Raw genomic sequence first — 26,171 nt, forward strand, 5'->3', positions numbered from 1 at the left:
ACGTGGGGCAATTATGGAAATTTCTTTAATTTTTTAGCTTTGGAATAAGGTGCCGAAAACCTCGTATTTGTGGGGTTCCGCCGGGGTGGGCATTCCTATAGTTGAAGCCTGCTAAGGAGCCTTCCATGCCTACACTTTCCCTGTTTACTGTGCCGCCTCGTCGTTGGGGTGCTGTGCTTGCTTTGTATGCGGGCGTTGCAGTTTTGCCGGTCATGGCACAAGAACAGGGGGCGACCGAATTGCAGGCCATGGCCCAGCGTTGGGTGACAGACGCAATATGGAAAGCCCAGAAGTTAGAGGGCAGGCAGTTGCGCATGGAAGCGGTTGTGGGCGCACTGGATAGCCGGGTCAAGCTGGCTGCTTGCGCTAACGTGGAAGCCTACGTGCCGCCGGGCACCCGTTTGTGGGGGCGTACTCGTGTGGGTATGCGCTGTGTCGATGGCATGAGCCGTTGGAATGTCACGCTGCCTCTGACCGTAAAAGCTTTTGGGGATGCTTGGGTGGTGAAGACCCAAGTTGCTTCGGGTGTTAATTTGACGGAGTCCGACATCACTCTGGGTGAAGTGGATTGGGCAGAAGACGCCAGCCCCGTGTTGACCGACCGCGCCGCTTGGTTAGGGCAAACAGCCAGCCGGGTGTTGAGCACCGGTCAGGCGCTGCGGCAAAACATGGTGCGACCTGCCCAGGTGTTTCAAGCCGGTGCGCCGGTCAAAATCGTGGCCCAAGGCCCAGGATTTCAAATTTCCAGCGAGGCACAAGCCTTGTCGGCAGGCGTTATCGGCCAGCAGGCGCGGGTGCGTATGGATAACGGGCGCGTCGCTACAGGCACGGTGCTGGATGTGCGTACAGTAAAAATCGACCTGTAACGGCAGATTTTTGTGCAAAAAAACCTTAAGTCCGCTAGGCAGGGGCCGATAACATCCGTACGAGGCTGCGCTTATCGCAGTTTTGGAGAACGCGATGAAAATTGGTCAACCCTCAGATTTACCCACTTCCGTAACGTCTACGGTGTCCGGTGCAGCCCAAAAAGCGGCACAGAACAGCAATGCGGCGGCCAACGCGAGCACCAACGCCAACCAAAGCACCCGGTCTGCCGGTGTAGCGGTGACGGTGTCCACCGCGGCGCGAGCGCTGGAAAAACCGGAGCGCAACGATGCGGCGGATGTCGATACCGCCAAGGTGGCATCCGTGCGGGCAGCCATTCAGGACGGCACCTACACAGTGAACGCCGAAGCGATTGCGGACAAACTTCTCTCCAACGCGCAGGAAATGCTGGACCGCACCACGCGGTAACGGCCACGGGCCTGCGCATCAGCTTTGATGTAAAGGCCTCGCCATGAGCAACACCTCTCCTGATTCGTTTTTCGACGCGCTGGAAGCGCAATTCAACCAACTGGCCATCGCCGTGGCTGCCGGTGACGCCGACGCGTTGCCAGCTATCTCTGCACAAGTTCACGAACTCTCCGTCAATCTCAACACAGTTTGGCAACAATGGCTGCGTCAAGGCCTAGCGAGCCACGTGGTAGAGCAGCGTGTGCGAGCCCTGGCCGAAGGTATGCAGGTAGTGCGCGCTAACTTGCTTCGCCGTATGACACTCATTGAGCAAACCCTCCGATTGGTGGTGCCCGCTGCAGAAGATCCTACTTATGCCGGTGGTGGCTCCTATGGTGCAGGCCCTCGGACTTCCGGTCGTTTGCCATCGATGTCCGCTTGAGCGCTAACTGCCAAACTTAATAACAAAGGGCCCTCGAGGCCCTTTGTTATTGCTGACGTGCAGAAAGTGGTCTAGCTATTGTGAGCTTGACCTAGATCAGTTCTAGTGGGAGCGCATTTTGGCGCGCAAGCGTGCAATCGACTGGCTATGCAGTTGGCAGACGCGAGACTCGGTCACGTCCAGCACAGCAGCAATTTCCTTGAGGTTCATGTCCTGCTCGTAGTACATGCTCATGATGTACTGCTCACGCTCGGGTAGCCCCTTGATGGCTTGCACCAAAGACTCACGTAAGCGCTGGTCGCGCAGCATATTGAGTGGGTCCGCTTCGGTATCGGCTACGTGGCGGTCCAAGTAGGTATCGTCATCCTCGCCGCGGCGCGCCATGTCTTCCAGATACACCAGTTGCGTACCACGCACTTTGCCCAGCAGGGCCTGGTAGTCAGGCAATGACATACCCAGCTCTGCGGCAATTTCTGACTCTGCGGGGCTTCGGCCTAACCGGTGTTCCAGGCGGCGCAGGGCCGTTTCGATTTCCTTTTGGCTCTTGCGAGAGCCACGGGACATCCAGTCGTTTTCGCGCAGTTCGTCGAGCATGGCGCCGCGAATGCGCTGGGTGGCAAAGGTTTCAAACTGCACGCCTTGCGATGCCTCGTAGCGCGACAAGGCATCTGACAGGCCGATCAGGCCCACTTGAATCAAATCATCCACCTCAACGCTTGCCGGCAGCTTGGCCATCATGTGGTGGGCCAAGCGCCGCACCAAGGGCTGATATTGCTTAATCAGTGCGGAGCGATCGAGTTGCCCTTTGGCGGTGTACATCAATGTCTCCCTGCGGACGATGCGGTGCTGAACGATTGCCGGGAGTGATGGGGGGCATAGGCCCAACCCGACTCCAGTGGCATCGCGTTTTCCAAGAGACCCAATGATAGGCGCTCGATGCTGGCGGACGGGCGTTCATCGCCACTCGGCGCCAGGATATGCAGCGGGTTGACGTCGTAATTCAGGAAATACTTGGCACAGTCACTCAGACTGGTCGGCAAGGTCATGTCGGCTTTTTTGTGCTGCGAGGCGTCCACCATATTGACAATAGTAGGCTCAACTTTCGCTTTCAGCAACAGCCGCTTCAGCGCCAAATAACTCGTCAATAACGACGCCTTGGCCCCCGACATGGCGAGCAGAGGCCGGACGCTGCTGCCGTGCAACAGGGGGGTCAGGTTATTGGCATTGGCATACACGATCACGATGCTTTCGTGCGGGAAAAACCAGCCGCATTCCGCAATGCTGGGCCCGCCGTGCCGGTGCGCTGCGGACAATGTTTGTAATCCCAAGCCTGCCGGCAGAATGCTCCAGTTAGGTAGATCGGAGTGGTTACTGGTGGAGTACGTGAAGTTCAGCAATTGCTCCAAGCCAGGGTTGTCGTGTGTTTCCAGCACCGAGCCATCGAGCACCGTCACCGTGTAACCAAACCCGACCAATGCCGCGCAAATGCGAAGCAACAAGGGCAGTTCAGCATGCTCATCGCCGTGGCTCACCATAGCCAGTAGCTTGGGCGTTTGGGGGGCGGCAAAGTCCATCAACCCCGCAGCCTGGTTGTTGGGCCGCTCAAGCATCCATGCGCCCCTTGTGGGTTGTGGAGTTGGCCGGCTGGCTGAAGAAGAAGCCCAGGTCACTGGTCTTGGGGTCGTAGGCAGAGGCGCCGGTGCTGCGCATGGAGGCACGCACCAGTTTGGCGGCAATGGCGGGCTCCCAGTCTTCGGGCACCCGCTGCCCGGTGGTGGTGCCGCGCAGCAGCAACTGGTGGCGGATACTCGCGTCAATGGCGGGGCCTAGCTTCACCGCTTCATCGATTTTCGAGAGGATGGCCTGCTGGGTGCCGGTGCTCTTGAAGCAGCCTACCGCTTCGTCCAGGGTGTCTCCGTGGCCGCCAGCGTTCAGCACCAGCAAGCGCTTGACTTCGGGCAGATCCAGCAGCTCCAGCAGGTCTCGCTTGCGCGGGTCCCGGGGCGCGATGCCGGTGGTGTCGATCAACACCATTTTTTTGTTGGACAGCAAACCGAGCAGATCTTGCAGTGCCGCTTTGTCATGCGCCAAGTGGGCCACGACGCCCAGCATTTTTCCGTAGGCACGCAATTGTTCATGTGCACCAATGCGGTAGGTGTCCAGGGTAATCAGGCCGACACTGCCGGGGCCATGCATGCGGGCACATTGCCCGGCAAGCTTGGCGGCGGTGGTGGTTTTGCCCACGCCAGTGGCACCGATTAGGGCAAAGATGCCGCCCTCTTCATGGATGGCGGGCATATCGGCGTCGGTGTGCAAATTGCGCTCCAGCACTTCCATGACCCAGCGCACGGCTTCCGTGGCATCCATGTCTTCCGGCAGGCGCTCCAGAATGGCGCGCGACAGGGTGGGAGAGTAACCCGAGCGGATCATCTTCAACATCATGTTGGATTGGATCGGGTTTTGCTTGGCCTGGCCCAACCACGTGAGCGTGTTGAAGCGGTCTTCAATCAGCTCTTTCATGGCTTGCAATTCGTCCATCACCACCTTGTTGACGGCGGGAGCCTGGGGCGCCGGTGCGGGCTTGCGTGCGGGCGCAGGGCGCTTCGGTTGTGCTTCCATGTCGACCGCAATACGCTGCGTCAAGGTCGGCCGTGGGGGGCGCTCTCCGGGCGCGGGTGTAGCCACCGGCATTTCTGCGGGTGCTGGGGCCGGAGCTTGGTTCGATTCATGGCGACGGCGCAGCATGCGCTCACGCACGTAGTCCTGGAATGACAGGGTGCTCATGGCCAGCTGCTCGGCATCCTCTTCCACCTGGCTGGCGACTTCGCGGTAGCTGGGCGGGTTTTGCCGTGGCGCCATGCTGGCAGGCTTGGCTGCTACCGGGCTGGGGGACCCGCCGCTCAACGCGGCCAGGCTGTCCTCTGCGGTGGCAACCACTTCCACGCCGTGTTCGGTGGGGCGGTTCGACAAAATGAGGGTTCCCTCGCCAAAGGCCAAGCGTGCTTTGGCCAGGGCTTCGCGGGAGGTGGCGGCGGTAAAGCGTTGGATGTTCATGGTGTTGCGCCTCTCAAGATCGGACCAATGCGAATGGTGTGGGTTTCTGGAATTTCACTGTGCGCCAGCACTTGCAGGCGGGGTGCCACGCGGCGTACCAAGCGGGAAATCGCGCCACGGATTTGGTCGGGCACCAGCAGGCAGGCGGGCACGCCAATTTCTTCCTGTTTCATGGCGGTTTCAGCGGCGGTGCGGCTCAGCATGTCTGCCACGCCGGGGTCGAGCGCCGAGCCCGATGCGCTGCCTAAAGCCTGCACCAGCAGACGCTCCAGACCGGGGTCGATGGCAATCACATTGAGTTCCCGGGTGGGGCCGTAAATCTGTTGCACGATGGCCGGAGACAAAGCAATGCGTACCCGCTTGGCCAGCTCCACCGGATCGGTGGTGCTGGTGGCGTGCTCTGCAATCGACTCGATGATGGTGCGGATATCCCGGATATGCACCGACTCATCCAGCAGCAACTGCAGTACTTTTTGGAAGACTGCAAGCGAGACCATCTTGGGGACGACCTCTTCAATCAGTTTGGGTGCCAGTTTTGCCACGTGTTCCACGAGTTGTTGTGTTTCTGTCCGGCTCAGGAGCTTGGAGGCCTGGACTTGCATCAAGTGTGACAAATGGGTCGCCATGACGGTCTCGGAATCAACCACGGTAAATCCGGCCATTTGCGCGGCTTCCTTCTGGCGTTCGTCGATCCAGTGTGCGGGCAAGCCAAACGCAGGGTCGGTGGTAGCGGTGCCGATGAGCGGGGTGCTGATACCGCCAGGGTTGATGGCCAGGTATTGGCCGGGGAATGCCTCGCCTTCACCCACAATCACCCCGCGCAAGGTAATGCGGTAGGCGCTGGGCTTGAGCTCCAGGTTGTCACGCACATGTACCGAGGGCGGCAGGAAACCCACTTCTTGTGCAAACTTGCGGCGCACACCTTTGATACGGTTCAGCAAGTCGCCTTGGCGGGTCTTGTCCACGAGGGCGATCAAGCGGTAGCCCAGCTCCAGGCCCAGCTGATCCACGGGTTGGAGGTCGTCCCAAGTGGCGTCTCCGTCACCTGTGGGTGCTGCCACAGCGGTTTCTGCTTCTACAGGTTCTGGCTTATGGGCCAGCACCCAGGCACCATAGCCCAAGACGCTGCCGATGCTCAAGAACACAAAGTGCGGCATGTTGGGGATCAGGCCAAGGATCAGCATGATGACGGCCGTAATGCCCAACACTTTGGGGGAGATAAACATCTGCCCCACGATTTGCTTGCCGATGTCTTTGTCTTTGCCTACGCGGGACACCACCATGGCGGCTGCCACGGAAATCAACAGGCCTGGAATCTGTGCAACCAGCGCATCACCAACAGCCAACAATATGTAGGAGTTGGCGGCTTGCGAGGCACTCAGGTCGTGCTGCAGGATACCGATGGCAAAACCACCGAAGATGTTGATCAGCAAAATCAGAATGCCGGCTACCGCATCGCCGCGCACGAACTTGGAGGCACCGTCCATGGAGCCGAAGAACTCAGCTTCTTCACCAATTTCGGCGCGGCGGCGTTTGGCTTCTTTTTCGTCGATCAGGCCAGCGTTCAAGTCGGCATCGACGGCCATTTGCTTGCCGGGCATGGCGTCCAGGGTAAATCGGGCAGACACTTCGGCAATACGCTCCGAGCCTTTGGTCACCACCACAAAGTTGATGACCACCAGAATCGCGAACACGATCAAACCGACCGCGAAGTTGCCACCGATCAAGAAATGACCGAAGGCCTCAATCACCGCACCCGCTGCACCGGGGCCGGTGTGGCCTTCCAGCAGCACCACGCGGGTGGAGGCCACGTTCAGCGACAAGCGCATGAGAGTGGTCAGCAGCAAGACAGACGGGAAGGCCGCAAAGTCCAGCGGGCGGATCATGTAAGCCGCCACCATCATCACCATCAGCGCTACGGCGATGTTGATGGTGAAGAACATGTCGAGCAACAGCGGCGGCAGTGGCAACACCATCATGGACAAGATGGCGACGACCAACATGGGCGCAGCGGCCCCTTGCATCAGCCCAGCATTGTTGGCGTACCACTGCTGGAAGGATTTCATTTGCGCGTTCATACGGTGCTAGCCTTCACAGTCTTGGACAGGGGGTCGAGTTCCGGAGGAACAAATGGTTGCGGTACTTCGGAAGGCATGCTGCCTTCGCCCCGCATGGCGGCACGCAAGCGATACACATAGGCCAGCACTTGGGCGACTGCGGTGTACAAAGTGGCGGGAATGTCCTGGTCCAGCTCGGCATTGGCATACAGCGCACGTGCCAGCATGGGGGACTGGAGCACTGGAATGGAGTGCTGCTTGGCCACATCACGAATCTTCATGGCCAGCAAATCGGTGCCTTTGGAGATGACGCGCGGGGCACCCATGCTGGCTTCGTCGTAGCGGATGGCCACGGCAAAGTGGGTAGGGTTCATCACCACAAAATCAGCCTTGGGTACCGCGCCCACGCTGCTTTTTTGGGAGAGTTCACGCTGTTTCTGGCGGATCTTCCCCTTGAGCTGCGGGTTGCCGTTGGACTCTTTGCCTTCTTCTTTCACCTCTTGGTGCGACATCTTCATCTGGTCTTTGTGGAGAAAGACCTGCAAGGGGACATCGACCATGGCGGCCATGAAAATCACCAAAAGCATCAACCCCAGGCCGCCCGTCATCCACTGGGTCAGGTGGGTAATGGCTGCAGGAGAGGGTTGCAGCAGCATGGCGGCCATGTCTTGCATACCCGACTTGAGAAAACCTACGGCGATGGCAAACAAGATGCCCGTCATCAACGTCATCTTGGCGGTGTCGAGCAGCTTCTTCTTGGAGAAGAGGTTGGCAAAGCCGGAGAGCGGGTTGAGCCGGGAGAAATCCGGCATCAGGGGCTTGAGGCTGTTGACCCAACCACCAGAGGCCACCGCGCCCAGAATAGCGGCGGTCATCACAATGGCGGCAAAGGCGACGCACCCGGCTGTGCCTATGGTGCTGGCATCGCCCAGGCGCTGGACCATGGTGCCGGTGCGGCGCACGGTGTCCGCATCGAAGCTGAGCTGCTGCACCATGCTGAGCTTGAGTTGCTCAAACAAAATGGGCGAGAGGGACAGTACTGCTACCGCGCCTGCGCCCAACACGGCAAGGTGAGACAAGTCCTGCGAGCGACTGACTTGACCGTCGTCGCGCGCTTTCTGCAGCTTCCGTTCGGAAGCCGGTAGGTTACGGTCTTGGCTGCCTTGATCCATGATGGTGAGACTCTTTCGTTCTCACCATTGTCGCGAGCACCCTTTGAAACTAAAGGGTGAAAAGAGGGGTGTTTCCCTCTCTGATCAAGAAGGTTTAAAAGCCCAGGCTGGCCAGCAAGTCGTCCACTTGGGACTGATCGGTCACCACTTCCTGGTTGCTCTGACCCTCCACGACGGGACCGGCCAGCGCGGGCACGTACTCTGCAGGAGGGGTGGCGGCCTTGAGGGCTGCTTCCGGCGGAGCCGTTTGAATCAGCAGGAGCACCAATTGCTCTTCAATGGTGGCCGCCAGATTGACCACTTTGGCAATCACTTGGCCGGTCAGGTCGTGAAAATCCTGGGCCATCATGATTTCGGTCAGGTGGCCATCCACTTTTTTGCTGGCTTGTTCCACGTCGTTGATGAAGTTCATCACGTGGCCTTTGGCAACGGCTGCCACTGGGTCTTTCACGATCAACTGGCCAATGCGGCGGGTTTCGGCAGCAATGAAATCGTGTTGCTCTTTGGCTTGGTCGACCTGATTGAGCACTTTTTCGGCTGCTTGGCCTGTCAGGCGTGCGATGTACGACAGGCGGCTCTTGGCGTCCGGCAACTCACCCGCCCAGTCCTTCACCTTTTCGGCCAAACCCAATCCATTCAAGGAGTCGTGCAGCTGGCGGGTCAGTGCCCCCAGCTGTTGGTGCACCTCTACGGTGCTGAGTGTGGGGGTGGAGGGCGTGGTGTCGGCGGACATGTTTACTTCAATCCTAACTTGGTAAGGATGTGGTTGACCTTGTCTTCCAGAGTGGCCTTGGTGAAAGGCTTAACGATGTAGCCGGATGCGCCTTGCTGCGCAGCCAGCACAATGTCTTCCTTGCGGGCTTCGGCGGTCACCATCAGTACCGGAATGTGCTTGAGCTTGTCGTCTTTCTTGATTTCAGCAAGCAACTGGAATCCGTTCATATTCGGCATGTTGATGTCGCTCACCACAAAGTCGAAAGAGCTGTTGCGCAGCTTTTGCAGGGCCGCAACACCGTCTTCCGCTTCATCTGCATCGGCATAACCGCTTTCTTTCAAGAGGTTCCGCACAATCCGTCGCATGGTGGAGAAGTCGTCAACGATGAGAAAGCGCAATTCTTTAGACATAGGTAACCTTTGGCCGGACGATTTTCAATTTTAATAAGTATGACTGAATTTTAGAGATTTCACGGACTGACTTTCGTATTTCCGGCGGCCGGAGGGCTGATTTCTTCCTCCGTCTCCAGTGGAATCACGTTGCCGCCCAACAGCCGTTCCTCGGCATCTTTCGTCATGACCAGAATACTAATGCGGCGGTTTGCCGCGCTCAAGGGATTTTGGGGCTCTGCAAGCAAACTGGACGCCATGCCCACCACCCGGGCCAGCTTGGCCTCCGGCATGCCGGCGGCAATCAGCTCCCGCCGTGTCGCATTGGCGCGGTCTGCCGAGAGTTCCCAGTTGCTGTAACCCCGCGCGGCGTTGCCATAGGGGGTTTGGTCGGTGTGGCCGTCTACGCTGATTTTGTTGTCTACATCGGACAGGGTGACCCCGATTTCCCTCAGGATGTCGCGCATGTAGGGTTTGACCGACGCGCTGCCGATGTCAAACATGGGGCGTTTTTGATCGTCCACAATCTGGATTTGCAGGCCGTCCGGGGTGATTTCCAATTTGATCTGGGAGTTGAACTCCGCCATCTTGGGATTGTTGGACAGCGTGCTGGCAATCTTCGCGGCCAGAGCGGCCAGTGTTTGGGCATCTTTTTTGGCGCGTTCTATCTTGCGCTGATCGCCTGCGGTTTTCTTGGCTTTGGCGTCTGCCCCTTCGCCGCGTTTGGATTGGCCTGCGGATTGGGTCAGGTCGTTGCCGCCGCCGTTAATCAGGCTGTTGCTGGCGCCGGCCCCGGCTCCCCCTTGCATGGCAACCTTGAGCGGGGACTGAAAGTAATCGGAAATGCCTTTTTTGTCGCCTTCCGTGGTGCTACCCAGCAGCCACATGAGCAAAAAGAAAGCCATCATGGCCGTGACGAAGTCGGCGTAGGCAATCTTCCAGGCGCCACCGTGCGCAGCGTGGCCGCCCTTTTTGACCCGCTTGATGATGATCGGCTGGAGTTTCTTGGCGTCTCCGGCCATGCTCAGGCGCTCCCGCCTTTATTTCTTTTTGACATGCGCCTCCAGCTCGGAGAAGGTGGGGCGCTCGGTGGAGTACAGCACTTTGCGGCCGAACTCAATGGCCGTGGACGGGTTGTAGCCTTGCATGCTGGCTAACAACGTGGTTTTGATGCACTGAAACTCTTTGCTACCTTCTTCGACCTTTTGTTCCAGCAAGCCTGCCAAGGGCTCTGCAAAGGCGTAAGCCAGCAAAATACCCAAGAAGGTTCCCACCAGCGCGGAGCCGATCATTCCGCCCAGCACGGCAGGCGGTTGGCCCACCGAGCCCATGGTGTTCACCACCCCCAGCACGGCCGCAACGATACCGAAAGCCGGCAGACCACCGGCGATTCGCTGGATCGCAGCAACGGCCGCATGTTCTTCGTGGTGATGGGTTTCGATCTCGCTGTCCATGAGCGATTCGATTTCGTGCGCATTCAGGTTGCCCGACACCATCATGCGCAAGTAATCGGTAATAAATTCCACCACATGGTGGTCGCTACCCACGGTGGCGTATTTTTTGAAGATTTCGGACTGCTCGGGCTCTTCGACGTCTTTTTCAATCGCCATCAGGCCCTCTTTGCGGGCTTTTTGCAAAATGTCGAACAACAGCGCCAGCAGCTCCATATAGCGGGCCTTGGTGTATTTGCTGCCTTTGAAGCAGGCACCCAAGCCTGCCATGGTCTTTTTGACCACTTTCATCTGGTTGTTGGCGAGAAACGCACCGACGGTGGCGCCCCCGATGGTCAGCATTTCCCAAGGAAGTGCGTGCACGATGACCATGATGTTGCCGCCGTGAATAATGAACACGCCGAACACACAGCCCAGACAAACAAGCCAACCGATGATTACAAACATAGCTTCATTGTGACAGGGAAGCCCAAGGCTTCAAGGGTTGAACAGCAGGGCCTTTTCGGCCCAGACCTATCATATCGTCCACAAATGAAGGTGGCTTGAATTTATTGCCAAATAGGCCTCTGGCGCATATGGAGTGTGCGCAAGTAGCTATTGAATTTGTAGCAATTAGTGCAGCAGGATGCCACCGCCGGATGCGCCCTTGCCGGCGCGGGCGGGTGGGCTGCACAGGCCGCACTCGAAGTGGCGGGAGTTTTCGTAGGCTTCAGACACAAAGTGGCCGCCGCATTTGGAGCACTTGGTCATGGAGAGCATGTTGTTGTCGATGAACTTCACCAAGCGCCAAGCGCGGGTGATAGACAGCAGGGGCTCCACGCCACAGGCTTCAATTTGCTCTGTGTACAGGCGGTAGGCGGCCATGATGGCGTCGATGTCTTCCATCGCGCTCACTTTGGTGAGGTATTCGTAGGTGTTCTGGAACAGCGAGGCGTGGATGTTGGGCTGCCAGGTCAGGAACCACTCGGTCGAGAAGGGCAACTGGCCCTTGCTGGGGGAGCGGCCGGCCACTTCTTTATAGAGGCGCAACAGGCGCTCGTAAGACAACTCGGTTTCACTCTCCAGCACCTGCAGGCGTGCGCCCAACTGAATCAAAGACACTGCGCGTTCCACTTGCTTGGAATCGTTCAAAACACTTTTTTGGGTGGCCATGGTGCTGCTCCTGGGCGAAATCGGGTGAGGCGGGAAGGTACGGGTGAGGGCTTAAACGGCTTCGGCGAAGCGGCCGGCCATCAGGATGCTGGCGTGCAGCTTGGTGGTAGCGTCGTTGTCCACTTTGGTGACCGAGTGATTGGTCAGCAGGTTCCACACAATGTCGTCGTCCACCCGGAAGCGGCACAGCAGCATGTTGGTGGATGCAATTCGCATGACTTGCGCGGGAGACAGCGCCGCGATGATGTCGGCAGACTCTTCCGACATGCCTAGGCGAAACAGGGCCTCGGCCTTGTTTTGGCGAATCAGGTTTTGGGCCAGCATGAGGTACGTCATGTTGGCTTCGCGGATTTCGGCGAGGATTTGTTCGTTGGTCATGTGACTCTCCATTCCGGTAAAGCAATTTGCGGGGTGTTTGCCGGCTATTTCTTGCTTGCAAACCATGGAATGGATTCTGAAACTCAGCGTCCAGAACTTGAATCGGAAGATGACTAAGGTTGGTGTCGGCTTATTGCTGACGTTGTTGTAAGGGAAATTCCTACAAACTCTTATTTATTGAAAATAGAGCATGTCATTAAGTGTTTTTTTGGGGTTTAACGTTCGTATTGCGATGTCACTATCAGCGGACTAACAGTGAGCGCACCTAATGTTCTGGTCGCTCGCATGTGTTTGGAAATAGGGTAACTGTTAAATGCAAGCGACTCAGTCTGGTGATACGTTGGAAGTGCCTTTGGTTGATCCGGAGTCGCCGGTGTATGCGCTGTCCCAAAAGACCATGGCTCTTGCTCTGAGTTTTCACAGAGAAAAAAATTTACCTCAGGCAGAAGAGTTGTACCGTGCGGTCTTGAGCCTCGTGCCAAACCATGCAGATGCGAATCACAATTTAGGTGCAATTGCCGTGGAGTGCGGGCAGTTCTTGGCTGCAGTGCCGTTTTTTCAGGCCGCCTTACAGGCCAACCCCAAAAACCGACAGTACTGGGTGAGTTTGGTGGATGCGCTGATGCAGGCCAGAGAGAACGAACTGGCGGCAAATATTTTGGAGGACGCGCGCCGTGCAGGGCTCGCACCGGCAGCCGTTGGGGAGATGGTGGAGCGCCTGGTGAACACTGCTGTGCATGCGGCTTGGCAGTCCAAGCCTGTGCAGGGCCGCCTGCCGCCCCAGAGCCAGATTCGGGAGATTACGCGCCTTTTTGATGAGCAGCGATTTGAAGAAGTCTTGACCTTGGGGCGCAAGATGACCCGGCAGTATCCGCAATGCGCCATGGGATGGAAGTCTCTCAGTGCAGCCTTGATGCGGCTCGATCGCTCCGACGAAGCGATTGAGCCAATGCGGCGAGCGCTGGCACTCCATCCTGGTGATGTGGACATGCTCAGCAACTATGGCCTGGCGCGGTCAGTGAAGGGCGACATGGTGCAGGCCGAGGTGTTGCTGCGCTGCGCAGTGCGCCATGCGCCCAAGTTCAAGCAGGGTTGGTTCAATCTGGCCATCGTGATGCGTGCCCAGGCCCGTCTGCAAGATGCTGAGAAGGCTTACCTCAGTTGCATGGATGCAGGGGGGGAGGAGTCTCGGGCGTTGCTGAACTTGGCGATCCTGCTGGGCGAAATGAACCGATTCACAGAGGCCGAAGCGCGCGCGCGGCGCTCTATAGAGCTAGAGCCGACCCAGGCACAGGCGCATGTGAGCTTGGGCATGCTGCTCAAAGACCAGGGGCGCTTGCCCGAAGCCATGGAGGTGTTGCGACATGCTCTGGAGGTGGATCCCAAGGACCAGGCCGCGCACAGCTGTTTGCTGTTCGTGTCCAACTGCATTCCGGACATGGACCCGCTGGTGCGCTACGCGGCATATCAACGATTCAATGAGCATTTTGGAAAGCCCTACCGGGGCCACTGGCGCTCGCACACGAACGTACGGGAGCCGGGGCGGCGCTTGCGGGTGGGCTACGTGGCACCGGTCTTTCGCACGCATGCCTGTCGGCCCTTTCTGATGCCCTTGTTGGAGCACCACTCGCATGATCGGGTGGAGTTGTTTGCCTACTCCGGTCTTTACGAGCTCGAGGATGACGTCACCGATCACTATCGAACCTTGTTCGAGCATTGGATAGATACCCGCCAGATGAGCGACGATGAGTTGGCCGACCGCATCCGTGCGGACGGCATTGATATTCTGGTGGACATTGCTGGACAGACCAAGGGGCATCGGCTGGGTGCGTTTGCGCGCAAGCCGGCGCCGGTATCGTTGCACTGGCTGGATTCGGGTTACACCACCGGATTGACAGCGATTGATTACTACCTCACCGATGCCGTTACCGTTCCACCCGGCTACGAGCGTCTCTTTTCGGAAACGCCTTGGCGTTTGCCGCACACTGCATTGGTGTACCGGGCAAATCCCGACGCAGGAGAGGTCAGCGAATTGCCTGCACTGGCTCAAGGGTGCGTTACCTTTGGTTCGTTGACCCGCGCCGTGCGACTGAATGAGCGGGTCATCCGTGCCTGGGCTGAGCTGCTCAAGCGGGTGCCCCATTCGCGTCTGGAGCTAAACAGCGGCAATTTCAGCCAGGCGAACGAGCAAGAGCAATGGTGGCAGCGATTTGAGGCCCTGGGCATTGCGCGGGAGCGTGTGGTTATGGGCTTTGATAGCCCGCCGTGGAACGTCCTGCGCCGTATTGACATTGCACTGGATTGTTTCCCTCAGAACTCAGGCACCACGCTGATGGAATCGCTCTACATGGGGCTGCCATTCGTATCCCTAGCGGGTACGCCCAGCATGGGAACACTAGGCGCTTCGGTACTGGCCGCAGTGGGGCGGCCGGAATGGATCGCGCATTCTGAGGCTGAGTACGTGGACAAGCTGGTGGCTCTGGCCTCCGATCTCCCTCGGCTCGCGGATGTCCGCCGTCGGCTGCGGCTACAGATGCAGACCTCGGCCCTGATGGACGAACCCGGCTTCGCCCGCGATGTGGAGGACGCCTATGACCAGATGTTTGCCCGTTGGTGCGCAACTTCTCAGTAATGCTTAATGTGGGGCCCTAGGGCTCAGGACTCATTTGGTGATAGATAATGGTTCAAGATGCACCGTCTTTCCCCCCCGACACCAGCTTTGCCCGTCGGACTTGACTCACTATGCTTGACGCCATGAAAGCCGTACTGCTCGCTGGCGGGCTCGGAACCCGCATCTCCGAAGAGTCGCACCTCAAACCCAAACCGATGATCGAGATCGGGGGGCGGCCTATTCTGTGGCACATCATGAAAATGTATGCTGCGCACGGCGTCAACGACTTCATTATCTGCCTGGGTTACAAGGGCTATGTGATTAAGGAATATTTCGCCAATTACTTCCTGCACATGTCGGATGTGACCTTCGACATGGCCAACAACCGCATGGAAGTACACCACCGCCATGCCGAGCCCTGGCGCGTGACACTGGTGGACACGGGCGAAGGCACCCTGACTGGCGGGCGCCTGCGGCGGGTGCGGGAGTACTTGGAGCCCGGCCAGCCGTTCTGCTTTACCTATGGTGATGGCGTGGCAGACCTCGACATGACCGCGCAATTTGCCTTTCACCGTGCTCATGGCCGCCAGGCCACCGTCACGGCAGTACAGCCTCCCGGCCGGTACGGTGCACTTGTTCGTAATGGCGATGCAGTAGAAGGTTTTGAAGAAAAGCCTCGGGGTGACGGCGGCTGGATCAACGGCGGATTTTTTGTGCTGCAGCCTGCGGTGATTGACCTGGTTGAAGACGATACCACCAGCTGGGAGCTGGAGCCCATGACCCACTTGGCCCAAAGCGGCGAGCTGCGCGCGTTTGAGCACACCGGTTTTTGGCAGCCCATGGACACGCTGCGCGAGAAGAACCTGCTCGAAGACCTGTGGCAAAGCGGCCAGGCCCCTTGGAAGACTTGGTGATGTCGAACCGTGTGCAGCCCACCCTTGACTTTTGGCGCGGCAAGCGTGTGCTGCTGACCGGGCACACCGGCTTCAAAGGCAGCTGGCTGGCCCTGTGGCTGGCCCGTCTGGGTGCCGAGGTGACGGGCCTGGCCCTGGCGCCCGCCACCGAGCCCAACCTGTTCACCCTGGCCCGTGTGGCCGACGACGTGTATGCGAGCCATGAGTGCGATGTGCGCGATGCCCAGGCCGTGGCCGCCCACGTGCAGGCGGCGCGCCCGCAGATCGTGCTGCACCTGGCCGCACAGGCGCTGGTGCGCGCGGGCTACGCCGACCCTTTGGCTACCTACTCCACCAACGTGATGGGCACGGCCCATGTGCTCGATGCGCTGCGAGGGCAAACCGATGTGCGCGCCGTGGTGGTGGTGACCACCGACAAGGTCTACCGCAACCGCGAATGGGCCTACCCCTACCGTGAAGACGACCCGCTGGGCGGCCACGACCCCTACAGCGCCAGCAAGGCGGCGGCCGAGATCGTCATCGCCAGCTACCGCGATGCCTTTTTGGCTGCGCAGGGTGTGGCCGTGGCCACGGCGCGGGCGGGCAATGTGATTGGCGGGGGGGACTGGGCGACCGACCGCCTGCTGCCCGACGCCGTGCGCGCCTGGAGCGCCGGGCAGCCCCTGCACATTCGCCACCCTGAGGCCACGCGCCCCTGGCAGCATGTGATCGAGCCGCTGGCCGCCTACCTGTGCCTGGCCGAGCGCCTGTGGGCCAACCCCACCCGCGCCGGGGCCTACAACTTTGGCCCACTGCCGCACGAGGCAGCCACCGTGGGACATGTGGTCAAAATGGCCTCTGGCGCTTATCCATCGAGCGCAACCAGCTATGAAAATCATAGTAAAAACCCGCATGAGGCGGGCTGGCTGGCGCTGGAAACCGCCCATGCCCGCCAAGCACTTGGCGTGGCCCCCCGCTGGGGTCTGGACACCGCCGTGGCCCGCACCATGGCCTGGTACCGCGCCCAGCACGGCGGGGCCGATGCCCGCGCTCTGTGTCTGGCCGACCTGGACGCGTGGGAGGCTACCGCGTGAGTTCGCATTTCTTATGCACCCCCTTGCCTCTGCACGGTTTGGTGCTCGTGCAGCGCCAGCCCTTGCAAGACGCCCGCGGCCTGTTCGAGCGCATGTTCTGCGCCGACGAGTTAGCCGCCGTGGGTTGGACCCAGCCCATCGCTCAGATCAACCACAGCATCACCCGCCAGCGCGGCAGCGTGCGCGGCCTGCATTACCAGCGCCCGCCCCATGCCGAGATGAAGCTGGTGAGCTGCCTGCACGGCGAGGTGTGGGACGTGGCGTTGGACTTGCGCGCAGGCTCGCCCACCTTTTTGCAGTGGCACGCCGAGCGCCTGTCGCAGGGCAACGCCTGTGCGTTGCTCATCCCGCCCGGCTTTGCGCACGGGTTTCAGGCTTTGAGCGACGATGCCGAGTTGCTGTATTTGCACTCCGCCGCCTACGCGCCCGGCGCAGAGGCCGGACTGAATCCGCTGGACCCGCACTTGGCACTGCCTTGGCCGTTGCCGGTGGGCGAGATGTCTGAGCGCGACCGCAGCCACACGCTGCTGACAGAATTGTTTGAAGGAGTGCGCCTGTGAAGTGCCGACACTGCGGCCAGCCGCTGCACCTGCCGTTTTTAGATCTGGGCAGCGCGCCCCCTTCCAACGCCTACCTGAGTGAGGCTGCCCTGCGTGCGCCCGAGGTCTGGTTCCCCCTGCGCGTGCTGGTGTGCACGCACTGCTGGCTGGTGCAGACTGAAGACCACGCCGGGCGCGAAGCGCTATTCACGCACGACTACGCCTACTTCAGCTCGTTTTCTACCTCTTGGCTCGCCCATGCCAAAGCCTATGTGCAGGCCATGCAACAGCGCTTGGATTTAGGCGCGAGCAGTTGCGTGGTGGAGGTGGCATCGAACGATGGCTACCTGCTGCAGTACGTGCAGCAGGCGGGCATCCCGTGCTACGGCATCGAGCCCACGGCCAGCACCGCCAAGGCCGCGCGGGCGCTGGGGCTCACGGTGATCGAGCGCTTCTTTGGCGTGGCCCTGGCCGACGAGTTGGCCGGTGCTGGCCGCCAGGCCGACCTGATCGCCGCCAACAACGTGCTGGCCCATGTGCCGGACATCAACGACTTTGTGGGCGGCTTCACCCGCCTGCTCAAGCTCCACGGCGTGGCGACGTTCGAGTTTCCGCACCTGCTGCGCATGGTGCAGGGTTGTCAGTTCGACACGGCCTACCACGAGCACTATTCCTACCTCTCGCTCACCGCAGTACAGCGCATCTTTGCGGCCAATGGGCTGGTGGTGGTGGATGTGCAAGAGCTGCCTACCCACGGCGGTAGCTTGCGGGTGTTTGCCGCCCGGGCCGACGCCACTGCCCATCCCCAGGCCACACCCGAAGGTGCCGCCCGCGTGGCGCAACTGCTGGCCACCGAAGCGGCTGCAGGCCTGCTGGGCGAACGTTTTTACAGCGATTTTCAGCCCCAGGCCTTGCGGATAAAGCGCGAGCTGCTATCGTTTTTATTGCAGTGCCAGGCCGATGGCCTCACCGTGGGGGCCTACGGCGCTGCCGCCAAGGGCAACACCCTGCTCAACTTTGCAGGCGTGCGGCCCGACCTGCTGCCCTACGTGGTGGACAAAAACCCCGCCAAGCAAGGCCAGTACCTGCCGGGCAGCCGCATCCCCATCGTCGATGAAGCCTACCTGCGCCAGCATCGTCCAGACCGGGTGCTGATCCTGCCCTGGAACCTGCGTGATGAAGTCGCCAGCCAGCTGGGCGATGTGCGCAGCTGGGGCGGCCAGTTCGCTGTGGCTGTGCCACGGCTAGAAGTGTTTTGAATTGCCCTATCGCTTGAATTTGAGGAGCCCTGTGCCATGACTTTCACCCCTGCCGTGACCAGCAATGACCCGCGTGACCTGGACGGCAAGCGCCTGCAGCTCGCCATGCAAACCTTGGGGCGCGACCCGGCGATGCGTGCGCGCATGATTGCGCTGTTGCGCGAGTGTGAGGGGCACATTACCTGCGCGGGCTCGGTGCGCGACGAGGTGGTGGGCCCCATCATCGACGCCCTGCACCTGGACACCGACCAGTACGACAAGGTGCTGGCCGACGGCACGCGCTTTCAGTTTCTGTACCGCACTAAGATTGCCCGCGACTTTCTGCTGTCTGAATCAGAGCACCCCAGCCATGTGTGGGAGCCACAAACCACCAAGCTGCTGCTGGAGCTGGGGCTCGACCTGCAAGGCGACGTGCTGGTGGGCGGTGCGTACTTTGGCGACCAGGCCGTGCTGGTGGCCCGCCAGCTCGCCGGGCGCGACCTGAAGGTGCACTGCTTTGAGCCCAATCCCCAGCAGGCGGCTATGCTGCAGCGCAATATCGACCTGAACCACCTGAGCAACGTGGTGGTGAACGTGGCAGGACTGTGGAGCCGCAGCGGCGAGCGCATGCGGCTCGACGGGTTCGACTCGTTTGCCAACATGGTCAGCGTGCAGGACGGCAGCGGCTTTGACACCGTGGCCATGGACGACTACGCCCAGCAACAGGGCCGCCGCATCGGCCTGATCCAGCTGGATATTGAAGGGGCCGAGCTGGCGGCGCTGCAAGGCGCGAAGCAAGTGCTGGCGCGTGACAAGCCCCATGTGGTGTTCGAGCTGCACCGCACGTATGTGGACTGGAGCCAAGGCCTGCATGCCACGCCCCTGTGCCGCTTGCTGCTGGACTTGGGCTACACCGTGTATGCGGTGCGCGACATCAACTCCCACCGCGAAATGCCCGGCCAGCCCGTGGAGCTGGTGCCACTGGATTCGGTGTACTTGGACGGCCCGCCCCATGGCTTCAACATGCTGGCCGTGCCCAACGCCGCGCGTGTGCAGGGCAGTGCCTTCCGCATCGTGGAAGGCGTCAGCCCCAAGCTGCTGCCGCACAAGGACCCGCACCTGCACCACCCCGTGGGCGGGTTCTGAAGGGGCGTGCTTTTGATGTCGCGTGCGGATGACCTTGATGTGCAAGGCCAGTACTTCACCGTAGTGGGGGCGGCAGGTTTTGTGGGGCAGCGGCTGTGCGCCACCTTACGGGCGCGTGGCGCGCAGGTCTGGGCACCGGCCCGCCATGAGACGTGGCCCTGGCAGCTGCCGCCCGGCCATGTGTTGGGCCATGTGATGTATTGCGCGGGGCTCACGGCCGACTACCTGGCCCGCCCCTTCGACACCGTGCAGGCCCATGTCAGCCACCTGGCGCAGGTGCTGCAGTACGGGCTGGCACAGGGCAGGCTGCAGTCGCTGGTCTATTTGTCGTCCACCCGGCTGTACGACGGTTTGGGTGATCTAGGGGACGAGGGCGAAGCATGCGAGGATGCCGTGCTGCCCATGGACCCCGCTAACCCCCGCCATCTGTATGACCTCTCCAAGGGGCTGGGGGAATCCCTGTGCCATGTGGCGGGGCAGGGGCGGGCCCGCGTTGCGCGGCTGGCGTGCGTGTACGAAGGCCCGCAGGATGCCGATGGCTTTCTGTCCACCTTGCTGAAGCAAGTGCTGCAGGCCCGTGCCTCCGGGGCTAGGCAGATCGCCGTGCAGTCATCACCCCATTTCACCCGCGACTACGTACACCTGGACGACGTGGTCGATGCCTTGATCCGCATTGCCGTGCAAGGGCGGGCACCGGTGTACAACGTGGCCTATGGGGTCAATGTGTCCAATGCCGAGCTGTTTGATTACCTGAAGCAGCGCTGGGGTTGTGCTGTGCAGCCCTTGCTGGATACCCGGCCAGCCCCCACGCCGCGTATCAGCACCGAGCGCATGTGCACGGAGCTGCAATGGCAGCCCCGAGGGCTGCTGGCGGCGCTGGATTCACTGTGGGCCACTGGCCAAGGAGTCTGAACATGCTCAAGCCACTGCATTTGTCGCGCAACGAACTCTCCACCTACGTGGCCCGGCAATTGGCCACGTTCTACCCCGATGGGCTTGGTTCCGATGCCCCGGTGGTGCTGGCGGCCCATATGGATGCCGCCCTGGCGCGGCTGGGCCGCTGTATTAACGAAGTGCGGTGGTGGACGCCCAATGAGTTTGACCATTTGCATTCCACCCAGTACACGTTGTTTCTCTATTACCTGGCCAATACGATTTGGAAGGCGACAGGTAACCGCACGCTGTGCACCAAGCTGTTTGGCCTGAACAAGGCGCTTAACGGGATTGATTTGTTCTACGAGATCGAGATGCCGGAGGTGATGTTCATTGGCCACTCGGTGGGCATCGTCTTTGCCAAGGCCACTTACGGCAACTATCTAGTGGTGTATCAGAACTCCACCGTGGGCAAAAACCATGGCGCGGCCCCCGTACTGGGCGAGGGGGTAGTGATGTATGCAGGCACCGCCATCATCGGCACTTGCCAAGTGGGCAGTGGCTCGGTATTGTCTGTCGGTACTCACCTCATAAACACAGATACGCCTGGGAATTGCACCGTTTACCCAGGTTCAAGTGGTCAGGTGGTATTTAAGAAAACTCGGCGCCCAGGATTGCAAGATATTTTTCGACTTTAGATGTGTAAAACCCATAACCGTTCTACAGCGGTTATGGGTTTTTTTGCAAGTTCGATTGTCAGCCCTTGAGTAAACTGAGTACGCCCTGTGGCAACTGATTAGCTTGAGCCACCATGGCAGTGCCTGCTTGTTGCAGTATCTGTGCGCGTGACAGATTGGCGGTTTCTGCCGCGAAGTCTGCATCTTGAATTCGCGAACGGGAAGCAGATAAGTTTTCCGATGTGATGTTCAGGCTCGCAATACTAGATTCAAAGCGAGACTGCAAAGCACCCAGTTTTGCTCTCTCTCCGTTAATAAAGGAAAGCGCTGAATCGACAGTTTTTAGTGAATTCGTGGCTTTATTAAAAGTGGTTACATCAAGGTCAGCTACCTTCTGTAATGAGGAGCCGCCACTTGTCATAGCATTACTGGCAGAGGTTACTGCAAAAGACTTGTCGGAATCCAACGTAATGTATCCACTTGCGGTCGTGAAATTCGCATTGGTATCCGCTGTCAAGCTTACCCCACCACCCACTGCAGCTCCAGCAGCATCTAGTTTGGTGACTGTTGTTGCGCCAGCATTTTGAATAGCAGTGTCGCCGACCACTATGTCATTGCCTGTCGCGTTAGTTAGTATGATCTTGTCAGCCTCTAGCGTGGCGGTAATCCCTGTTTTTGCTGATTTGTCATTGATTGCGGCAACCGCTGCAGACAAGCGATCTGCACCCGATGTAGCAGTTAGGGTGAACGAAACGGTCTCTGCGGTTGTATTGTCGCCTTGCAGCGACAAGGTGTAAGAGCCTGCGGTCGCCGCAATATTTAACTCTACCTGGGTACGTGCTGTCGCGGTTACACCTGAGTTGGCCTTCACGGCATTGATTTGGTCCGCAATCGTCTTGGCAGAAGAGCTGCTCGCCACGTTCAGGGTAGCTGTACCCAAAGAACCGCTAATGGACACCGCACCGGAAGTAACGCCATTGGCTGGTACAGAAGTAGCTGCTGCAGCTGCTGACACACCAGCTCCGGCCGACGCTAAATTCTGATTGTTGCCATACACACTGGTACGCAAGTTGGCAGTAGCCGCAGTAATAGTCTGGTTCGCATTGGCGCCCACTTGGAATTGTTGGGTGCCAAACGTGCCATCCAACAACTTGGAGCCGTTAAATTCTGTGGTCTGCGAAATACGATCAAGTTCAGCAACCAGTTGACCGACTTCTTGCTGTAGCGCTTGACGATCGCCGGCGCTGTTAGACGCGTTGGCCGACTGCACAGATAGTTCCCGCACGCGCTGCAAGATATCACCAGCAGATTTCAGTGCACCTTCCGTAACCTGCGCTAACGAGATGCCATCGTTTGCGTTGCGTGCGGCTTGGTTTAAGCCTCGGATCTGGCTGGTAAAGCGCTCAGAGATTGCGAGGCCGGCAGCATCGTCTTTAGCGCTGTTAATGCGCAAGCCAGAAGACAGGCGCTGAATAGACGTATTAAGCGAACTCTGGCTTGCTCCCAGATTGCGCTGTGCGGTCAACGATGAAACGTTGGTGTTGATAGTAGATGCCATTGCGTGACTCCTGCAGAGCTGAAGGAAAACATTTCTGCCGGGCTAATCGTTGCCTCACCGGCGGTCTTTTTAGGAACGATGGTGGGATTGTGGTGAAGGTGAGATTTCGTGTTGCCGGGATAAAGCGCCATAAATCCCCGCATTTTTTTGTTTCCCGGCTAAAGTTTTACGGAAAACACCCGAAATGAACTCCAACGGGATGCAAAGTGATGAGCTAGCTCCCGCCATTCACTGGCTAACTACAAGTTGGTAAGTGAAAGCTGTAGCCAGGGGTTCTGGTCTGCAGTTGGCGGAAACGCCATATTCAGTCAGTTCTTTTCAGGAGATTTGTCATGGCATCCACCATCAATACCAACGTAGCTTCGTTGACCGCACAGCGCAATCTGGGAGCAAGCCAGAGTTCGCTTAATACGTCTATTCAGCGTCTGTCTTCTGGCTTGCGCATTAACAGCGCTAAAGACGATGCTGCCGGCCTCGCAATCTCTGAGCGCTTTACCAGCCAGATCAAGGGTTTGAACCAGGCTGTGCGTAACGCTAACGACGGTATCTCTTTAGCGCAAACCGCTGAAGGTGCGCTCAAGGCTTCTGGCGACATCCTGCAGCGTGTGCGGGAGCTCTCTGTGCAGTCGGCTAACGCGTCTAACAGCGCTGGTGATCGTCAAGCGCTACAGCAAGAGGTTTCGCAACTTGTTTCTGAACTTGATCGTATTTCGCAGACCACAGAATTTAACGGCTCCAAGTTGTTGGATGGCACGTTTGGCACCCAACAATTCCAAGTGGGCGCCAATGCGAACCAGACTATTACTGCGGCTACTGCCAACTTGCGTACCAGTGTGTATGGCAACAATCAGAATTTAGCGTCGGCCGGAGCTGGTGTGTCAGCAGCTGCAGCAGCTACTTCTGTACCAGCCAATGGCGTTACTTCCGGTGCGGTGTCCATTAGCGGTTCTTTGGGTACAGCTACCCTGAACGTGGCGAGCAGCTCTTCTGCCAAGACGATTGCGGACCAAATCAATGCCGTGAAGGCCAACTCAGGTGTAACCGCGACGGCACGTACCCAAGTGGAGTTAGATATTGCGGCGACCGCAGGCTCTTACACCTTATCGTTGCAAGGCGACAATACAACCGCAGAGACCGTTTCGTTCACCCTAACTGCTACATCGGGTGCAGATCGCTTGTCTGCAGCAGTATCTGCGATTAACGATAAAGCGGCCAAGACTGGTATCACGGCCTCTCTCAATAGCGCCGGTGATCGTGTAATTTTGACAAATACCTCAGGTAATGATGTTGTAGTGGGAGATACCGCCGTTCAAAATGCGGGTGCAACAACAGTGACTAAACTGAATGCTGCTGGAGCTGCAGTGGGTGGTGGGGTAAGCTTGGCAGCGGATACCAATGCGAATTTCACGACCGCAAGTGGATACATTACGTTGGATTCCGACAAGTCTTTTGCAGTAACCTCTGCCAGTAACGCCTTAACGACGGGTGGCTCCGCCTTGCAAAAGGTTGCTGACTTGGATGTGACTACATTTGATAAGTCCACCAATGCGCTGAAAACAGTGGACTCTGCACTTTCTTTTATTAACGGAGAGCGAGCAAAGCTGGGTGCGTTGCAGTCTCGTTTTGAATCCTCTATTTCGAACCTGCAAGTGACTTCTGAGAACTTGTCTTCCTCGCGCTCGCGGATCTTGGATGCTGATTTCGCTTCTGAAACTGCGAACCTGTCGCGTGCACAAATCTTGCAACAAGCAGGTACTGCGATGGTTGCGCAAGCGAACCAACTGCCCCAAGGTGTGCTTGCCTTGCTGCGCTGATTGAGTGAAGCGCTTTTGTTGAAAGCGTACACCAGATGAATCAAACGGGGGGCAACAGCGTTGCCCCCCGTTTGTATTCAGAGGCACAAATGGGCCTAATTGCTTGTACTTATCTGGGAGACAAAAACGCAATTGGTTTTCATAATACGCAAGACTAAATTTAGGAGCAGTCCATGGCCACGATTTCCTCACCTGGCGTAGGTACCAACGGGCTTGATGTGAAAAGCATCATCTCTCAGTTGGTAGCGCTCGAAAAAAAGCCTTTGGATACGCTGAAGCTACAGGCAGCGACGGTCAGTACAAAAATTTCTGCTTTTGGGCAAATTAAGTCACTCGTTTCAACGTTGTCTGATGCAACGAGCAAGTTGACAAGTGTCACTGGGTGGAATGCTGTCACAGCAGTGTCTTCTGATAGCAAGTACGTATCAGCTTCTGCGCTGGGCGGAACATTACCCACAACATTCAGTGTTGAGGTACAAGCTTTGGCCAAAGCGCAAGCAACAGCATCTGCCTCAATATTGCCAAGTGCTACAGCCGTTGGTGCAGGCACTCTACGCCTTGAGGTTGGCAAATGGGCAACGTCGCCCGCCACGTTTACAGCTACAAGCGGCACTGCTCCGGTGGATATTGCGGTCAGTGCGAGTGACACCATGGCAGACATAGCCAGCAAAATAAATGGATCTAGTGCGGGAGTCACAGCATCAGTTTTGACTGATGCAACTGGTGACCGTTTGTTGTTGCGCTCCAAGTCCACAGGCGAAGATTTCGGCTTCCGCTTGGGGGTAATGGAGGCGGGTGACACAGACATTGCAAGTGTTGCAAATACCGATGCATCGGGGCTTTCTCGTTTGGTCGCAGGTGCAACTGTGACCCAGGCGGCAGCCAATGCAAAAGCAACGGTAAATGGCATTCCAGTTTCTTCTTCTACCAACACGTTTGCAACGACTGTTTCTGGTGTGACATTCAAGGCAGAACAAGTAACAACTGCTGCTGTTGAAATCAATGTGACGAAAGACAACAGCACTATTCAGAGCAACATTGATAGCTTTGTCAAAGCTTACAACGCGATCAATCAGTTACTGCAAGAGGCAACGAAGTACGACCCTGCAACCAGTGCGGGTGGATTACTGCAAGGGGATTCAACAGCAATCACGTTGCAGAACACTCTGAGGAATGTCATACAAGCTACGACCTCTAGTGGTGGTGCATTTACGCGTCTTGCAGATGTCGGCATAACTCAGCAGCGAGGTGGGGATTTGGTTGTAGATAGTACTAAGCTGGGAAAAGCGATAGCAGACGCCCCAGAAAACTTAAAGAACTTGTTTCGGAGTACTGGCGGGGGCTCAGCCGATGGAATTGCTGTAAAAATTAAAACGGTGACTACAAACTTGCTCTCGGTGACTGGATTTTTTGGATCGAAAGATGCGTCGTTGCAGCTGAGTCTTAAACAGAATGCTAAAGATCAAACGACCCTGAATGCCAAAGTTGATGCCTATGAGAAGCGAATCACAGCCCGCTACAACGCTCTGGATACGCAGTTGACGAAACTGAACGGTATCAATGCTTACGTTGCGCAGCAAGTGACTGCTTGGAATAAGACGACGGGCTAGTATTTCTGTTCAGTTTTTTGTGTAACGGCCGATAAC

25 protein-coding genes are annotated in these 26,171 nt (G+C 58.3%); 13 read left to right on the top strand and 12 right to left on the bottom strand.

Annotated features, from left to right (window positions below):
- Positions 1-125: 125 nt before the first annotated feature.
- From flgA to FDM28_RS06225, 3 genes are all read left to right on the top strand, one after another.
- A complete protein-coding gene (gene flgA / locus FDM28_RS06215) occupies positions 126-866 on the top strand; it encodes a flagellar basal body P-ring formation chaperone FlgA (RefSeq protein ID WP_138514046.1) in 741 nt (246 codons plus the stop codon).
- Positions 867-960: 94 nt separating this feature from the next.
- Positions 961-1,293, top strand: a complete 333-nt coding sequence (gene flgM, locus FDM28_RS06220; RefSeq protein WP_138514048.1) for a flagellar biosynthesis anti-sigma factor FlgM — start codon at positions 961-963, stop codon at positions 1,291-1,293.
- 43 nt (positions 1,294-1,336) lie between these two features.
- Positions 1,337-1,714, top strand: coding sequence for a hypothetical protein (locus tag FDM28_RS06225; RefSeq protein ID WP_138514050.1), 378 nt, complete (start codon positions 1,337-1,339; stop codon positions 1,712-1,714).
- A 102-nt stretch (positions 1,715-1,816) separates the two neighbouring features.
- Here FDM28_RS06225 and FDM28_RS06230 read toward each other — a convergent pair whose 3' ends face one another.
- The 11 genes from FDM28_RS06230 to flhD form a co-directional block, all read right to left on the bottom strand.
- A complete protein-coding gene (locus FDM28_RS06230; RefSeq protein ID WP_138514052.1) occupies positions 1,817-2,533 on the bottom strand; it encodes an RNA polymerase sigma factor FliA in 717 nt (238 codons plus the stop codon).
- Complete coding sequence (locus tag FDM28_RS06235) at positions 2,533-3,324, bottom strand: hypothetical protein (protein ID WP_138514054.1); 792 nt, start codon at positions 3,322-3,324, stop codon at positions 2,533-2,535. Before FDM28_RS06235 ends, FDM28_RS06230 begins: the two co-directional genes overlap by 1 nt.
- Positions 3,317-4,768: a flagellar biosynthesis GTPase FlhF gene (gene flhF / locus FDM28_RS06240; protein WP_138514056.1), complete on the bottom strand. Its 1,452-nt coding sequence runs from the start codon at positions 4,766-4,768 to the stop codon at positions 3,317-3,319. Before flhF ends, FDM28_RS06235 begins: the two co-directional genes overlap by 8 nt.
- Positions 4,765-6,846, bottom strand: a complete 2,082-nt coding sequence (gene flhA / locus FDM28_RS06245; RefSeq protein ID WP_138514058.1) for a flagellar biosynthesis protein FlhA — start codon at positions 6,844-6,846, stop codon at positions 4,765-4,767. Before flhA ends, flhF begins: the two co-directional genes overlap by 4 nt.
- Entirely contained in the window at positions 6,843-7,997 is a 1,155-nt protein-coding gene (locus tag FDM28_RS06250) for an EscU/YscU/HrcU family type III secretion system export apparatus switch protein (protein ID WP_138514060.1), read from the bottom strand. The genes flhA and FDM28_RS06250 overlap by 4 nt, the downstream gene beginning before the upstream one ends.
- 94 nt (positions 7,998-8,091) lie before the next feature.
- Positions 8,092-8,730: a protein phosphatase CheZ gene (locus FDM28_RS06255; protein ID WP_138514062.1), complete on the bottom strand. Its 639-nt coding sequence runs from the start codon at positions 8,728-8,730 to the stop codon at positions 8,092-8,094.
- A 2-nt stretch (positions 8,731-8,732) separates the two neighbouring features.
- A complete protein-coding gene (cheY, locus tag FDM28_RS06260; protein ID WP_138514064.1) occupies positions 8,733-9,122 on the bottom strand; it encodes a chemotaxis response regulator CheY in 390 nt (129 codons plus the stop codon).
- A 59-nt stretch (positions 9,123-9,181) separates the two neighbouring features.
- Entirely contained in the window at positions 9,182-10,123 is a 942-nt protein-coding gene (motB, locus tag FDM28_RS06265) for a flagellar motor protein MotB (protein WP_138514067.1), read from the bottom strand.
- 18 nt (positions 10,124-10,141) lie between these two features.
- The gene (gene motA, locus FDM28_RS06270) at positions 10,142-10,999 is read right to left on the bottom strand and encodes a flagellar motor stator protein MotA (RefSeq protein ID WP_138514069.1); all 858 of its coding nucleotides are present in this window, start codon (positions 10,997-10,999) and stop codon (positions 10,142-10,144) included.
- A 165-nt stretch (positions 11,000-11,164) separates the two neighbouring features.
- Positions 11,165-11,704, bottom strand: a complete 540-nt coding sequence (flhC, locus tag FDM28_RS06275) for a flagellar transcriptional regulator FlhC (protein WP_138514071.1) — start codon at positions 11,702-11,704, stop codon at positions 11,165-11,167.
- A gap of 51 nt (positions 11,705-11,755) precedes the next feature.
- Positions 11,756-12,082 (bottom strand): flagellar transcriptional regulator FlhD, encoded by a 327-nt coding sequence (gene flhD, locus FDM28_RS06280; RefSeq protein WP_138514073.1) that lies wholly within the window; start codon positions 12,080-12,082, stop codon positions 11,756-11,758.
- A 397-nt stretch (positions 12,083-12,479) separates the two neighbouring features.
- Between flhD and FDM28_RS06285 the strand changes: the two genes are divergently transcribed.
- The 8 genes from FDM28_RS06285 (at position 12,480) to FDM28_RS06320 (ending at position 21,174) form a co-directional block, all read left to right on the top strand.
- Positions 12,480-14,714, top strand: coding sequence for a tetratricopeptide repeat protein (locus tag FDM28_RS06285; RefSeq protein WP_240791922.1), 2,235 nt, complete (start codon positions 12,480-12,482; stop codon positions 14,712-14,714).
- Positions 14,715-14,836: 122 nt separating this feature from the next.
- Positions 14,837-15,607: a glucose-1-phosphate cytidylyltransferase gene (gene rfbF / locus FDM28_RS06290; RefSeq protein WP_138514077.1), complete on the top strand. Its 771-nt coding sequence runs from the start codon at positions 14,837-14,839 to the stop codon at positions 15,605-15,607.
- On the top strand, positions 15,607-16,680 hold the full coding sequence (gene rfbG / locus FDM28_RS06295; protein WP_138514302.1) for a CDP-glucose 4,6-dehydratase: 1,074 nt from the start codon (positions 15,607-15,609) through the stop codon (positions 16,678-16,680). Before rfbF ends, rfbG begins: the two co-directional genes overlap by 1 nt.
- On the top strand, positions 16,677-17,240 hold the full coding sequence (locus FDM28_RS06300; protein ID WP_138514079.1) for a dTDP-4-dehydrorhamnose 3,5-epimerase family protein: 564 nt from the start codon (positions 16,677-16,679) through the stop codon (positions 17,238-17,240). Before rfbG ends, FDM28_RS06300 begins: the two co-directional genes overlap by 4 nt.
- Positions 17,237-18,478 (top strand): class I SAM-dependent methyltransferase, encoded by a 1,242-nt coding sequence (locus FDM28_RS06305; RefSeq protein ID WP_138514081.1) that lies wholly within the window; start codon positions 17,237-17,239, stop codon positions 18,476-18,478. The genes FDM28_RS06300 and FDM28_RS06305 overlap by 4 nt, the downstream gene beginning before the upstream one ends.
- 36 nt (positions 18,479-18,514) lie before the next feature.
- Complete coding sequence (locus FDM28_RS06310) at positions 18,515-19,603, top strand: FkbM family methyltransferase (RefSeq protein WP_138514084.1); 1,089 nt, start codon at positions 18,515-18,517, stop codon at positions 19,601-19,603.
- Between the two features lie 15 nt (positions 19,604-19,618).
- Entirely contained in the window at positions 19,619-20,515 is an 897-nt protein-coding gene (locus FDM28_RS06315; RefSeq protein WP_138514086.1) for an NAD-dependent epimerase/dehydratase family protein, read from the top strand.
- Positions 20,516-20,517: 2 nt separating this feature from the next.
- A complete protein-coding gene (locus FDM28_RS06320; protein WP_240791904.1) occupies positions 20,518-21,174 on the top strand; it encodes an LbetaH domain-containing protein in 657 nt (218 codons plus the stop codon).
- 58 nt (positions 21,175-21,232) lie between these two features.
- Here FDM28_RS06320 and FDM28_RS06325 read toward each other — a convergent pair whose 3' ends face one another.
- Positions 21,233-22,711 (bottom strand): flagellin N-terminal helical domain-containing protein, encoded by a 1,479-nt coding sequence (locus FDM28_RS06325; RefSeq protein WP_138514088.1) that lies wholly within the window; start codon positions 22,709-22,711, stop codon positions 21,233-21,235.
- Between the two features lie 332 nt (positions 22,712-23,043).
- Between FDM28_RS06325 and FDM28_RS06330 the strand changes: the two genes are divergently transcribed.
- Positions 23,044-24,525, top strand: coding sequence for a flagellin N-terminal helical domain-containing protein (locus FDM28_RS06330; protein WP_138514090.1), 1,482 nt, complete (start codon positions 23,044-23,046; stop codon positions 24,523-24,525).
- A 173-nt stretch (positions 24,526-24,698) separates the two neighbouring features.
- Positions 24,699-26,135, top strand: a complete 1,437-nt coding sequence (fliD, locus tag FDM28_RS06335) for a flagellar filament capping protein FliD (RefSeq protein ID WP_138514092.1) — start codon at positions 24,699-24,701, stop codon at positions 26,133-26,135.
- The last annotated feature ends 36 nt before the right edge of the window (positions 26,136-26,171 follow it).

This window comes from Rhodoferax bucti (assembly GCF_005876985.1).
Taxonomy (GTDB): domain Bacteria; phylum Pseudomonadota; class Gammaproteobacteria; order Burkholderiales; family Burkholderiaceae_C; genus Allorhodoferax; species Allorhodoferax bucti.